Genomic DNA, 14,583 nt, shown 5'->3' with positions numbered 1-14,583 from the left:
TCTCTTTTTACCTAAGCTCCGTAGTGCTGGCAAATTCAGCCAGCTAGCGTCGCCTTAATTCGAAGCGTTTAGTGTAACGTTCTCCAAATGCTGCATCATTTCTGGCCAAATCAGTGCCATTACGTCAGCACGTAAGGCTTCACACTCTTCTGAGTACTTCAAGCTGCCATCTTTTTCAGAGTCCAGCCAGTGGTTTTCTTTCAATGCACTGATAAAGCTAGACAACACATTCTTATCGTAAAACTCTGGTGAGCTTAGCCCGTAGAGAGCAGATAAGCGTTCAGCCACTTGCTTACTTTCGCGCTCAAGCGCACTTCGGCTAATCACTTTTTCTTTATCAAGAATGGTCAATACCACCGCGTAACGCTGAAGCGTTTCCTGCATACATCGGCTTAACAGCCATGCTGAGTGGAATTGTTTGCAGTGTGCATCTGGCGGCAACAGTTCATCGCCCTCCTGACGCAACAATCCTTTGTTTAGTAGCGCTGTTATAAGCGCATCAGTATGCGCAAGCGCCTCATCTTGGGTAAGGTGCAAGAATAGCTCTTTTTGCAGCAACGGATAAAGCGCCGCAATAAGCTGAAAAATACTGTTTTTCGTGGTGCCTTTCTTCGCGAAGATAGACGCCATAATAAGACCTGGGATCGCGAATAAATGCAAAATGTTGTTGCGATAATAAGTAAGGTATACCGCTGATTTTGGTTGAGGACTGATCAAACGCCCATAATCGTCTTCTTTTACGTCAAAGCGGCCTAATTTCAGCGTATCGCGCAGTAGCTCTTCCGCTGATGAATCCGGAATGGTGGCATCATCGCTGAACGGTACCGCTTTAAACAAGTCCATGAAATCGCCCATTGCTTGTTTTAACTCAGCTTCACTCATGGTCTGTCGTTTAGAAGACAGTAAGCATAACGACGCTAACGCCATACCATTTAATGCCGCTGCGCGGTTAATTCGCGTCATGACATTATTGGCCAGTTCGTTAACCGCAGGTGTCAGCCACGCTGGTTTTTTCTCTGGCTCGGCATCGCGACAATCTCGCCAGTTAGGCACATGATTTTCAAGAAACTGGTTAAGCGCAATGGGTTCGCCAAAATTCACGTATCCGTGACCATAATTCTTGAGTTTACGAATAGCTGAGAACACCTGAAGGTTAGATTCTTTTTTCTTCTTAGAGCCTTTGAGTTCGTTCAAGTAGCTCTTCACTTCCATCACGTTCTCATAGCCAATATAGACAGGCACGATACTAACGGGACGGTTAACGCCTTTGAGCATGGCTTGAATGGTCATGGCTAGCATGCCCGTTTTCGGTGGGATCAAACGGCCGGTTCGGCTGCGGCCACCTTCGGGATAGTATTTTACCGAATAGCCTTTGTTAAACAGCAGCTCTAGATATTCTCTGAATACAGCTGTGTAGAGCTTGTTACCTGCAAAACTGCGGCGTAAGAAAAAAGCACCGCCACGACGGAACATTTTTCCAACCGGCCAAAAGTTCAGATTGATACCTGCAGCGATATGTGGCGTAACCATACCTTCGTGATAAATCACGTAGGTCAATAATAGGTAATCCATGTGACTACGGTGGCACGGTACGTAGATGATTTCATGACCATTAGCCGCCAATTCACGAATGCGATCGGCATGACCTACACTAATACCGTTATAAATTTTGTTCCAGATACGGGTAAGTAGCCTGTCGCCAAAACGAATTAGCCCTTCGCGGTAGTCTGCCGCGATTTCTGTGATGTAGGTTTGGGCAGTCTCTTTCGCTTTTTCATGAGACACCTTCTTGCTTCTTGATTCCTCAGCAATAGCGCGACGCACTGCATCAGAGCCCAACACACTATTATTGAGTTCTTGGCGCTCTAACAGCGTAGGGCCAGTCATGCTTTGGCGCTTTCTTTGAAAGTGAGTGCTTGCTACGCGCACAAGCTTATGTGCAATACTTTGGTCACTACCATGTTGATTGGACATCGCGCGTGCAGAAACGGCTTTAGAGTAGTTAATAAAGTTGTCGCGGCCCAAAAACAGCACAATGAACAACTTACGAAGCCAACTTGGCGCCGCTTTATCAGCAATGAGATCGCTTAAGCCTGGCTTACCACGACCCGGGGCACGGCCCCACGTCACATAGACAGGAACAACTTGTAAATCTAGGTTTTCATGGTCTCTATGCAAATGAAAGAGGTCAGTAAAAACGTCTTCAATTCCCGTATCTTTAGCCGACGAACGGAAAAGAGGCTGGGTTTTGCGTAAAAATAAGGTCGACGAATACTCTCGCCCCGCTAATGTGAGGGTTTCTGTAGGACTAGGTAAACCTAGCGCTTTAGTCGACATTCTCAGTGCAAGTTGGTCTGTCACTGAGTTGGTGGGGAGTAGATAAACGATAGGTTTACTTTTATCTATTCCTAATTCGGTTTCAACGTTAACTGGAATGCTGTGGGCTTTAACCAGTAACTTAACAGGATAATGAAATACCGACAGAAGGGCTTTTCGCATCCACGACATGAATTATGTAATCCTATGAAATAAAAACGGGTGAAGTGTAACACAAACGCGTCACAATCTCGCGACAAGCCAATTTCATCGCTTCTCATGCTGTAATGACTATCCATAACATGGGAAGTTCAAAAGCGCCCTTCTCCTTTTCTTGTGAGTCACAGCCATTTCTATAATGGGTTCGAATACAGAGAACGTAACATTAGCTGTATTTAATTGCGGTACAGCCGGACTGTTACTACTTTTATAAGGGTAAATGAATATGAGCAAGCAGTAGTGGATGATCAAAGCCGGTTAAAGACAATTGATGACTTTATGCTCAATAGCGAAGTGCCGTTAGATCTTGATGATTTAATGATGGTGCTCGCAGAGGCATACAAGGTGCCGATCGCACTCATTGGCGTCGTCGGAGAGTTTGAAGAAACCTTTAAAGCACACTACGGAACCACTCTTTCTAAAGTCACTCGTGAACATGCGTTTTGTAGTCATGTTGTTGAAGAGCGCAAGCAGGTGGTTGTTAGCAACGCGCAAGAAGACCCACGGTTTATGCATAATCCTCTCGTCACCGGAGAGCCTCACATTTGTTTTTACGCAGGAACGCCGATCGAGATAAATGATCAGGTAATCGGTGCCGTATGTTTAATTGATACCGTGCCAAGAGAAATAGACGCAAAACACTTAGAAGTTTTAGAGAGAATAGGTGCTTTGGTTAGTCAGCATATTTCGCTTTCAAGAGAACACGAAGCGCTTAAACGCGAGCATGGGCTTATTGAGAAGTCTCCTATTGTGTTGGCAACGTGGCGCTATGATACGTCGTTGAGGCTGGTGTATATCTCGAAAAATAGTGAGCGTGTATTGGGAGTTTCACCCCAAGATTTGCTCACTGGAACGGTGGCATTGAGTGAGGTGCTGTCTGAGGAGGCGGAGGGTGATTTTACCTTTGCTATGCAGGCCCACATGGAAGGTGTTGAAACGCACACCTGCCGTCTTCAGATAAAGACGCCAACGCGTACTATTTGGGTGAGCATGATATCAACGGCAAATTTTCGCGAAGACGGCATGTTGTACTCGGTTCAAGCATTTTTGTTTGACACTAGTGACCAAAAGTATGTGGAAGATAAGCTCAACAAAACCAATCAGCGGATGCGTTTATTACTCGAGGCTTCAGAGTTAGGAACATGGGACTGGAACTTGGCCGCCGATGTTAATCAAGTCAACAAGCGCTGGTGCGACATTGTTGGTCTTGAGTATGAATACTATGACAGTGGCTCCCGCTTTTTTAGACAGCTCATTCATCCCGCGGATTACGTCAAAGTTGAAAAGCAGCTCAACATGCATCTAATTGGTAAGAGCAAAGTCTTTAACACCACATTTCGCATGAAACACACTGATGGCTCTTGGGTTTGGGTTGAAAGTTATGGGAAAACCGTTGAGACAGATGCCCAAGGTAAGCCGGTTCGTATAGCAGGTATTCATAGAGATATAACGCAACGAATGGAAAGCGAACTGCATGAGAGAAAGAAAACCCAGCTCCTTCAATTTATCAATAAAACCCGGGCATCATATCTCCAAAACAATGACTTGACGATGGCGTGTCAGTCCGTATTGGCCGAACTCATAGATATCTCAGATAGCCAGTTTGCCTTCGTCGGCCAAATGAAAGGAGACGGTAGCTCATCTAGACTTTTCATTCATGCGATTTCTGAAATTGTTTGGGATAACAGTAGCTTTTCTCAATATGCAGAATACAAAAAACGAAACCTCTACTTTAGTAACTTCGACAACCTTTTTGGAACCTCAATTTTAACGGGAGAAGTTACCATTAGTAATGCGCCAAACAGTCACCCTAATTCCAAAGGTGTTCCGCACGGTCATCCGCGCATTAGCCGATTTTTAGGCCTACCAATAAAAGTGAAAGATAAAGTAGTGGGAATGGTCGGTTTAGCGAATAAGTTTGATACCTACACTGACGAAGATGCTGAGTTTCTACAGCCCTTTTTAGATGCTTTGGCTGGCTTGTTCTACGCAGTAGAGCTTGAGGAAGCCCGAGCCGTTGCTGAAGAGAAGCTTAGGCATTTGGCGATGACTGATTCTTTAACGGGCCTTTATAACCGACGCGCGTTCCTTGACGAGTGCATCTCATTTTCAAAACAACATTGTCGAGGATGTGTTGCTATTGTCGATATTGATCACTTCAAAAAAGTAAACGATACCTACGGTCACGATGCTGGAGATCAGGCGCTTATTGCTGTTGCGAGAAAAATAGCTAAACATAATCAAGCGCCAAATGTCGTGGCTCGATTAGGAGGAGAAGAGTTTGCAATAGTCATGATAGGTGACAAGAAAGAAGAGATCCATAGGCAGCTAGAAGCACTGCGCATTGCTGTTGAAGAAGGAAGGGTGACCTACAAGACAGACACTATGAATTTATCGATCAGCATCGGCGCAACATTTATCAAAGACACCTTTGAGGCGGATTTCAGCGCCCTCTTATCGCTTGCTGACAAGGCGCTGTACAGAGCCAAGGAGCAGGGCAGAAACCAAGTCGTATGGGATGAATAATAATAGTACGTGGCTTCGCCTACATTAAATATAAGCGTATACGCTCAAGGCGCTGTTGCTAGATTGATAAAGTTAAGTTATAAAAAACGAATATTTTATTAAACTTAATAATTAGGCTTGTTTTGAGCTTTTAACTAAAAAGCCGACATGCCTTTTAAATCAGGGACGATGTATGAAAACTTCGCGCTTGGGTTTTTCTGGCCTTTTTTCTCTTTTAGCTCTAACTGCGTGTGGTGGTGGAGGTGGCTCTGATTCTTCTCCACCTACAAACCCACCACCTCCACCTGAGCCGACAGCACTAGAAATTTTATCAAATCCTTTAGATTACTCAGAGTCACGACTAAACTCGGCGGCAACCACCTATGCTGATGCGAACTACAGTGGAGAAACGAAAGTCTCTACTGTGGATATCAGCGCAGTACAAGAGGTTTACATCACGCTCTTTGGTGACAATACAAGTGGCTCACCCTATGTAGATCAATATGATATCTACACCTTCCTAGATGAGAACGGCAACGTTGAAGGTACGACCGAGTGCTATGAATCAGGATCAGTAACATACTCAGGTAAGCTTGATGAAGACACGGGTAAAGGAACGATTACTGTAGACTATGATCAGTGCATTCAATATTACGACTCCACTCGGTATGACGGACAATTTTCGCTAGTTATTACTGACGCAGGTGAAAACAGCTCCGAAGTAACGTCTTATTTCACTACTTTGTCTATGCTAGACGGTGGCGTGCGCACAACATTAAAAGGCTACTTAAGTGTTGATTTTCGCTACCGCCCACAAACAGGTACGTTTTATGAAGAGACGAGGCAGTATCTTACTGTCACGCACAATGGTGAAACTTACAAGGTCAGTGGCACATCAGCAGAAGGGGTGACAAACAACACCTTCGTGTCTGAACTTAATGGTTCAATCTACATTGCGTCTAAAGGCAAATTGGACTTTGCATATTCTTCTGATCAGGGCGACCTTCCCTATTCGTCATCTGGCTCGCTGGTCGTAAAAGGAGATAAAACGGCTGGAATTGACGTTATTGATGGCGCAGTTCGCTATGGCGAAGATAACAACGGCGATGATATTTACGATGTAGGTGTATACTTTAATAATCTAACAGCGTTTGCCAGCGGAAATCATACTGGCCTTGCGCTTTCAGATATCGATGCGATATCCGTACCTCCTGTAGTGAATCAGCCTTATTACTATGCCTATGAGACTGTCTATACCACAGATGAAGTCACCGTTGAGCCTGGCTACTATCATGATTCAGATACTCCCGACTCAGAGCTGGTGATTTCGTTTCGCTGGTATGTAAATGGTGTAGTCCTTGACGATGTTAATGGTACCACGCTGCCACCTTACAGCGCAGTCTTCGGTGATGAAGTTAAAGTTACCATGGTGGTGTCAGACGGTATTAACGTTGTTGAATCCCAGCCTACTTTCGTTGAGATCGGCAATTCTCCTATGACGCTCACTGCATCGAATATGCCTGAAGTAGTAACTGCGGGCGGATACGTAGAGTTTACCGTATCGATGAGTGACCCAGACAGAGTTGACGATGACGTCGCGGGACAGCTTATTTCAGCGCCTCCCGGTGCTTCGTTAAATGCGGAAGGTCTGATGACCTGGAATGTACCTGCGAATCAACTTTTCAACGCTCAAACTTATATGTTTAGTTTCGCTAGCTTAGACGGAACTGAATCCCAACAAACGCTCGAAATCACTTCTTATGCGGACAAGGCCCCGGCTTATGCTCGTACTACTGTGATGACACCAATTTATAATCACGGCTTTGCTATTGCTTCGACCAATGGTGTAAGTGAACTTATCACGGTAAATGCTCGCAACGTGGGCGCATTTTCGCTAGAAGGCAATACGCTTAAAAATACCTATGTGTATCCGTATAAACTGCCAACTAAAGGCGAAATTAGAAGCGTGCATACCCAAGATGTTGATGGTGACAATAATGATGAAATCTACCTTCTTACTCAACAGGGATTGTCTGTAATAAAAGACCGCGAAAGTAACGCAGAAGCGGTGTTTATTATTGAAGATAGTATTATTTCTGGCTTATTTTACGACATCAATGGTGACGGAGTTGATGAAGTTGCTTATTTATATGGGAGCGAATATTACAATGCGACTTCTATTGCCATTGTAGATGTTCGCACAGGTGAGCAGTTGCAACAGTACGATATTGACGGCGTCAATAACCTTGCTTTTGGTAACGTAGATGATGACGCATCGATAGAAATGGTAACGAACAATGGTTATGTATTTGATATCGAAAGCGGTGCCAACCAATGGCTATACGGTAGCGGGTTCAGCGACGCATTTGTTGTGCTGGGTGATATGAATAACGATGGTGTAGATGAAATCATCGGTGCCGATAGTTGGAATGATATCTCAATCTACTCAGCAGTATCGAAAAGCAGTTTGGCAACGGCGGAACATGGTGACATTTGTGATATCGCCTATAGTAAAGAAAGCCCAGCTACAGAAGGAATAGTGGTTGTCTCCGAGTGTCAGTGGGGACAAGTTAGAGGTTTTGCATTAGAAGCGGGACAAATCTCTGAGCAGTGGGCTCTTAACCACAACACTTACAGTGGCATGTCACTTCTCATTGACGATTTAGACAATGACAATGTGGACGACATTATTTGGACTGGTGAGAATCAAATTTTAGTAGCGCAACAAGATGCCAACGGTGAATATGCCTTGTCAGATATAAAAGGTGCGCCGCGCGCGAGTAGATATCATGCCGCGGGTTGGGCACCTTATGGCGATAATGATGAAAGAGCCGTCTTTGTTAGCGATACAAGTAGTTACGAATCATCTATTCAGATTTTATCGGTAGATAAAGAGGATAACTTTGCGATAAGTGCTGAGGTTGGCGAAGATGTCTATAACTATAGCAAACCGGTCGTTACAGACTACAACAATGACGGTGTGGGTGAGTTACTAATAGGGGCACTGGATTATAGTTCGTCGTTTAATGTCGTGAGACTTACAGATAACGCTATTCAGTGGACACTGAACAATAATCAGAATAGTGAAATTTCGTTTATTGAAGCCATTGACGTAAATAACGACAGTTACGCCGATGCAGTTATTATTGAGAACAATCGACTTAAAGCGTTTGATATCGAGAATCAGGTGCTTATCGACTCAATCATTAACGATTTTTCAATTAATGCGCTTGCTGCCTCTGAAAAAGACGGTGTGCATTATTTTGCTGTTGGGGGCTATAGTTCGCTCAAGCTCTATAAAATGCAGGATGGTGAATTTGTTGGATTGAATGAATTGGAAACCAATTGTGACCAATTGCTCACGGTAAATTTTGATAGTGATAGCGAACTTGAATTTGCGTGTTTAAATAGAAACTACAACACCATCAATGTTTATGACGTGGCGAGCGGTGCATTAGAACTCAAAGACGCTATAGCACCGTCATTCTACCCTCAGTATATAGCGGCTGTTCCAACGACGTCGTCTAATCAGTCGATTCTCGCTATCTACCAGCCTAACGAGAATGACTATTCGTACAATTATTATGACAGCATCGCATATCGCGTGGTTGAGGTTGATAATAAAGGCAATGTGGTGTGGCAAAGCCCTGGACTTGGGCTCGATAATGTTGAAGGCATGCGCACACGTCAAAATAGTGATGGGGAGCTGGAGTTACAAATTAGTAACCCGAACATGGCTCTTCTCGTAAAATAAGAGGAAAGCACTTGTCGTAGGCTATTGCAGATCGCAAAAGACGCGGCAAGTGCTTGTTATTTAGTTTTAGGTGTATATACTTACAGGAACTGTATGAACAGACAGGTCTTTTATGCGCCCACTCACAGCTCGACAAACCGAAGTTTTAGAACTTATTAAAACAACCATGTTAGAAACGGGAATGCCGCCTACTCGTGCGGAAATAGCCCGTCAGCTTGGCTTTCGTTCTGCTAATGCAGCAGAGGAACATTTGAAAGCATTGGCGCGTAAAGGCGTGATTGAAATTTTGCCTGGTACGTCTCGTGGCATTAAGCTCAATATCCCTCTTGATAACGACGCACAAGAAGAAGAAGGCCTACCGTTAATTGGGCGTGTTGCAGCTGGTGAGCCGATCTTGGCGCAAGAGCATGTTGAATCGCACTACAAAGTCGATCCTGCACTGTTTCAACCCCATGCCGACTTTTTGCTACGCGTTAACGGTATGAGCATGAAAGACATTGGTATTTTAGACGGTGATCTTCTCGCTGTTCATCGCACTACTGATGTACACAACGGTCAGGTGGTTGTGGCGCGTGTAGATGAAGACGTCACCGTAAAGCGTCTAGAGAAACGCGGGCGTGAAGTATTGCTTCATGCTGAAAATGATGAGTTTGCACCAATAAAAGTTGATTTGGCGACTGAACATTTTGCGATAGAAGGTATTGCGGTGGGTGTGATCAGAAACGCTGACTGGATGTAGTATTTTAGCTTGTTTGTATAAAAGCGGCGCGTTAGCCGCTTTTTTTATGTCTTTTGTTCCTGTTTTTTTCTTCAATCTGCCAACTTAGGTTTTATCCTGCCCAGCAAACCTGTTAGTTTTCTTCGCGCCTATTTTTATCATTACTCACGTTATTCTTTCTATGAATGCTTCAAGTATTTTCCATTTTTTATTGTGAATTTTGTTTGAAATCGACATTGAGTCATCGATTACTTATTGATTTCTTAACTAGTTAGTCGAGCATTTACTTTAACCCCGTGTTCAAAATGCCTGTTTGATTCCAAGGGCATCCCACAGCAATCGCTTTCTCTTTTTTGCACTTGAAATCCCCGCGACCATTTTAGTAAATGATTAAAAATTAACCACTTCGTTAAATTTTTAATAGAAAAGACTAGACGGCACGACATTATTGCGCAATTCTTATACAGAGATTAACAAAATAATAACAATGACTCTAAATTTGTTTTACAAGTTGAGGTTATGGGTCAATCGTTCGCAAACCATTTGGTAGGGCATCGCGCAAATTAATCAGCGTCTTTGACCACGCCATTACGGAGGTGCTGAGTGAAACAACTAACGACCGTTTTCGCAAAATGGTGTTCTAGTATACCAATTTTGCTTTTTTCCCCTTTGCTTTTTGCACAAGAAGCAAGCGAAGAAGCCTCTTCGCTTAATTTGAGACGCGGTGCTACCGACATCAGTGGGCAGGTATACGACCTCCATATGTTGATGTTCTTCATTTGTGTAGGTATCGCGGTTGTAGTTTTTGGCGTGATGTTCGCCTCAATGTATCTACATAGAAAATCCCGTGGCGCCAAGCCAGCGAATTTTCACGAAAACGTGAAGGTCGAAATTGCTTGGACCGTTATTCCTTTCCTTATTCTTATTTTCATGGCGGTACCCGCAGCGAATACTCTAATTGCTATGGAAGACACGTCTGAGCCTGACATGACGGTGTTAGTAACAGGCTCTCAATGGAAATGGCATTACAAGTACATGGATAGCGATGTCGAGTTTTATTCTTTACTCGCCACTCAGCGCGAGCAAATAGAAAACAAATTTCAGAAAACAGATAACTACCTGCTTGAAGTTGACCGCCCTCTGGTTATTCCTACTGGGAAAAAAGTACGCTTTCTTATTACTTCTGACGACGTTATCCACTCTTGGTGGGTTCCTGACTTTGCCGTGAAAAAAGATGCCAACCCCGGCTTTATTAACGAGTCTTGGGCCAAGGTGAATGAGCCGGGTATTTATCGCGGACAGTGCGCAGAGCTTTGTGGTAAAGACCATGGCTATATGCCGGTTGTGGTAATTGCTAAAGAACCCGCCGAGTTTGAAAAGTGGATGGGCGAACAAGAAGAGATTGTTCGTAAAGCAAAAGAAGAAGAACAGCGTCTACTTTCTATGAATATGTCTATGGATGAACTGATGAAAGAGGGCGAGCGAGTATACAACGCAACGTGCGCTGCTTGCCATATGCCAAATGGTGAAGGTTTACCTGGCGTTTTCCCGGCATTAAAAGGCAGCAAGATGGCACTAGAAGATCAGCAAGGTCACATTGACATCGTGCTGCATGGAAAGTCAGGAACAGCCATGCAAGCGTTTGGAAAAATGCTAAGTCTTAAGGAAATTGCCGCCGTAGTCACTTACGAGCGAAATGCCTGGGGCAATAAAACTGGCGATATGGTTCAAGCCAAAGATGTCAACGCAGTGGCAAACGGAAACTAGGAGCAGACAATGAGCAAAGCAACTGAAGTTATTTCGCCAGATACCTCTGCGCCTCATGACGGTCACCTACATGATGACCATGAACACCACGATCATATTCCTAAAGGGATAACGCGTTGGTTGTTTACCACTAACCATAAAGACATAGGTACACTTTACCTGTGGTTTGCCTTTATTATGTTTTTAGTTGGTGGTGCGATGGCCATGGTGATCCGCGCTGAACTATTCCAACCCGGTCTACAAATTGTAGAGCCAAACTTCTTTAACCAAATGACTACGGTACACGGGCTTATCATGGTATTTGGTGCAGTAATGCCAGCCTTTACTGGGCTCGCAAACTGGCTTATTCCCATGATGATCGGCGCCCCTGACATGGCGTTACCGCGCATGAATAACTGGAGCTTCTGGATTTTACCAGGCGCCTTTCTCATTCTATTGAGCTCGCTCTTTATGGAAGGCGGCGGCCCTGCTTTTGGATGGACTTTCTACGCGCCCCTTTCAACGACTTACAGTGGCGATTCGACAGCGTTGTTTGTGTTCTCTGTTCACATCATGGGTATTTCATCCATTATGGGTGCGATTAACGTGATTGTGACCATCTTTAACATGCGTGCGCCAGGCATGACCTGGATGAAAATGCCGCTGTTTGTATGGACGTGGCTTATCACGGCATTCTTGCTGATTGCGGTAATGCCAGTGCTCGCCGGTGCGGTTACCATGGTGTTAACTGATAAGTTCTTTGGCACGAGCTTTTTTGATGCTGCTGGTGGCGGCGACCCGGTTATGTTCCAGCATATTTTCTGGTTCTTCGGGCACCCTGAAGTGTACATTATGATCTTGCCCGCTTTCGGCATTATCTCGCAAATTGTTCCTACCTTCTCTCGAAAGCAGCTGTTTGGATACGCGTCTATGGTGTACGCCACGGCGTCGATTGCGCTGCTCTCTTTTGTTGTATGGGCTCACCATATGTTCACCACGGGCATGCCGGTGTACATGGAAATGTTTTTCATGTTTGCCACCATGCTTATCTCGGTGCCTACTGGCGTGAAAGTGTTTAACTGGGTAGCGACCATGTGGCGCGGCTCACTGAGCTTCGAAATGCCAATGATGTTCGCTATTGCCTTTATTGTGCTGTTCACCATTGGTGGGTTGTCAGGGCTAATGTTGGCGATCACGCCCGTGGACTTCCAATATCACGACACTTACTTCGTTGTAGCCCATTTCCACTATGTACTGGTAACTGGCGCGGTCTTTTCCATCATGGCTGCGGTGTATTACTGGTTGCCTAAATGGACGGGAAAAATGTATGACACAACCTTAGCTAAATGGCATTTCTGGTGCTCATTGGTATCGGTCAATGTGTTGTTCTTCCCTATGCACTTTGTGGGTTTGGCTGGTATGCCACGCCGTATTCCTGACTATGCATTGCAGTTCGCTGATTTTAATAAATGGATAAGCCTGGGTGGTTTTGCATTCGGTTTATCTCAGCTCATCTTTCTTGCCCTGCTTATCAAGGCATGCAAAAAGCAAGGTGAGCCGGTATCAGCGCAAGTTTGGGACGGCGCAGAAGGATTGGAATGGGAAATTCCATCACCCGCTCCTTATCACACGTTTGAAACGCCACCTGTCGTTAAGTAACGGTAGGTGGAGTTGTGAATAGGTCATTCCTTTCAACCGGCAAAAGCCGATGGGAATGACATTCACACATTGCAGGTGGTGAGGGAGATAAACGACTAAGCAAGCGTTTACCAACCTTCATCTATGGATTTACCCGGAGGTCACGTGATGTCACAGCAAAGCGCGAACAACAAGATGGTTATTAAACTTGTTGCTATTGTCATTGGCATGTTTGGCTTCGGCTTTGCCCTTGTTCCCTTGTACGACGTATTTTGCGACGTTACGGGAATTAACGGAAAAACCGAAGGCACGGCTGCGGTTTATCAATCGGTTGAGATTGATGAGTCGCGAGAAGTGACCGTCGAGTTTATTACTCGCACAAATACCGGTATGCCGTGGGAGTTTCGTGCTGAAACCAAGCGCGTGAAAGTGCACCCTGGCGAACTTAATACGGTGTCGTTTTATGTGAGAAACCCTGCATCAAGCAATATCGTAGCTCAGGCCATTCCCTCTGTATCCCCCGGAACGGCAGCACTGTACCTGAACAAGACTGAATGCTTCTGCTTCAATCAGCAGCCATTAGATGCGGGTAGTGAAGCCTATATGCCCATGCAGTTTTATGTAGACCCTCAGCTACCTGAAGAAATTACGTTTTTTACCTTGCAGTACACACTCTATGACGTCACAGCGCGAGCCAGTGACCTAACGACAACACCGAATCCCTTTATGGCTTCAACACCATCAAATGGCGAATAGGCCGAAGGGGTAAGGAGAAGAAAATGCAACCCGAAGTACAGAATCACGAATACCAAAAATATTATGTACCCGCACAAAGTCCATGGCCCATCGTAGGGGCCGTTGCTCTATTTCTTATCGCCGTAGGTGCGGGCAATTATGTGGTGCAAGCAACCAAAGGTGAAACAGGCTATGGCGGTCATATCCTTTTAGCGGGGATAGCAGTATTGCTCGTTATGCTTGTAGGTTGGTTTAAAAATCAAATAGACGAATCTATGGCAGGGCTTTACAGCGATCAGCTGGGGCGTTCATATCGACAAGGTATGAGCTGGTTTATCTTTTCAGAGGTAATGTTTTTCGCTGCGTTTTTCGGCGCCCTCTACTACGCGAGATTTATTTCCGTTCCGTGGCTGGGCGGCGCATCGAACAACGCTATGACCAATGAGGTCTTATGGCCGACCTTTGAGGCCATGTGGCCGCTGGTGTCAACGCCAGGCGGCACTACCACACAGGAAATGAGTGCTGCGGGGTTGCCCACAATCAACACGGTTATCTTGCTTATCTCATCTATTACACTGCACTTCGCTCATGTGGGACTAGAGCAAAACAAACGCAAACAGCTAACCCTAATGCTGGGTATCACTATCTTACTTGGATGTGGGTTCTTGTTCCTACAGGTAGAAGAGTACATACATGCGTATCGCGACTTGGGGCTTACGCTTCAGTCAGGCATTTACGGCAACACCTTCTTTATGCTCACAGGGTTTCACGGCATGCATGTGACCCTTGGCACCATCATTCTAATTGTACTGTTTTTTAGGGTCTTGAAAGGCCATTTCACGCCTGAAAACCACTTCGCGTTTCAGGCGGGGAGCTGGTACTGGCACTTTGTAGATGTAGTGTGGGTCATGCTCTACATCTTTGTTTACGTACTTTAAAAGGAATCCCCAAA

The 14,583-nt window shown here is 45.0% G+C and carries 8 protein-coding genes; 7 read left to right on the top strand and 1 reads right to left on the bottom strand.

Annotated elements, in window-relative coordinates:
• Positions 1-54 precede the first annotated feature (54 nt).
• Positions 55-2,508, bottom strand: coding sequence for a glycerol-3-phosphate 1-O-acyltransferase PlsB (gene plsB, locus AC0J2X_RS11835; RefSeq protein WP_014951390.1), 2,454 nt, complete (start codon positions 2,506-2,508; stop codon positions 55-57).
• 267 nt (positions 2,509-2,775) lie between these two features.
• On the opposite strand from plsB, the gene AC0J2X_RS11830 reads away from it, so the two are divergent.
• The 7 genes from AC0J2X_RS11830 (at position 2,776) to AC0J2X_RS11800 (ending at position 14,569) form a co-directional block, all read left to right on the top strand.
• Entirely contained in the window at positions 2,776-5,061 is a 2,286-nt protein-coding gene (locus AC0J2X_RS11830) for a sensor domain-containing diguanylate cyclase (protein WP_252119424.1), read from the top strand.
• Positions 5,062-5,233: 172 nt separating this feature from the next.
• A complete protein-coding gene (locus tag AC0J2X_RS11825; RefSeq protein WP_278711924.1) occupies positions 5,234-8,794 on the top strand; it encodes a COG1470 family protein in 3,561 nt (1,186 codons plus the stop codon).
• 112 nt (positions 8,795-8,906) lie between these two features.
• Positions 8,907-9,533 carry a transcriptional repressor LexA gene (lexA, locus tag AC0J2X_RS11820; RefSeq protein WP_014951387.1) on the top strand — a complete coding sequence of 209 codons (627 nt, stop codon included), beginning with the start codon at positions 8,907-8,909 and terminating at the stop codon, positions 9,531-9,533.
• A gap of 582 nt (positions 9,534-10,115) precedes the next feature.
• Positions 10,116-11,279 carry a cytochrome c oxidase subunit II gene (gene coxB, locus AC0J2X_RS11815; RefSeq protein ID WP_014951386.1) on the top strand — a complete coding sequence of 388 codons (1,164 nt, stop codon included), beginning with the start codon at positions 10,116-10,118 and terminating at the stop codon, positions 11,277-11,279.
• Positions 11,280-11,288: 9 nt separating this feature from the next.
• Positions 11,289-12,917 carry a cytochrome c oxidase subunit I gene (gene ctaD, locus AC0J2X_RS11810; RefSeq protein ID WP_039228778.1) on the top strand — a complete coding sequence of 543 codons (1,629 nt, stop codon included), beginning with the start codon at positions 11,289-11,291 and terminating at the stop codon, positions 12,915-12,917.
• A gap of 147 nt (positions 12,918-13,064) precedes the next feature.
• On the top strand, positions 13,065-13,652 hold the full coding sequence (locus tag AC0J2X_RS11805) for a cytochrome c oxidase assembly protein (RefSeq protein ID WP_014951384.1): 588 nt from the start codon (positions 13,065-13,067) through the stop codon (positions 13,650-13,652).
• A gap of 23 nt (positions 13,653-13,675) precedes the next feature.
• The gene (locus AC0J2X_RS11800) at positions 13,676-14,569 is read left to right on the top strand and encodes a cytochrome c oxidase subunit 3 (protein ID WP_014951383.1); all 894 of its coding nucleotides are present in this window, start codon (positions 13,676-13,678) and stop codon (positions 14,567-14,569) included.
• Positions 14,570-14,583: the final 14 nt, after the last annotated feature.

It is taken from the genome of Alteromonas sp. R7, from assembly GCF_055755235.1.
This window is presented reverse-complemented; position numbering and strand designations above follow the sequence as displayed.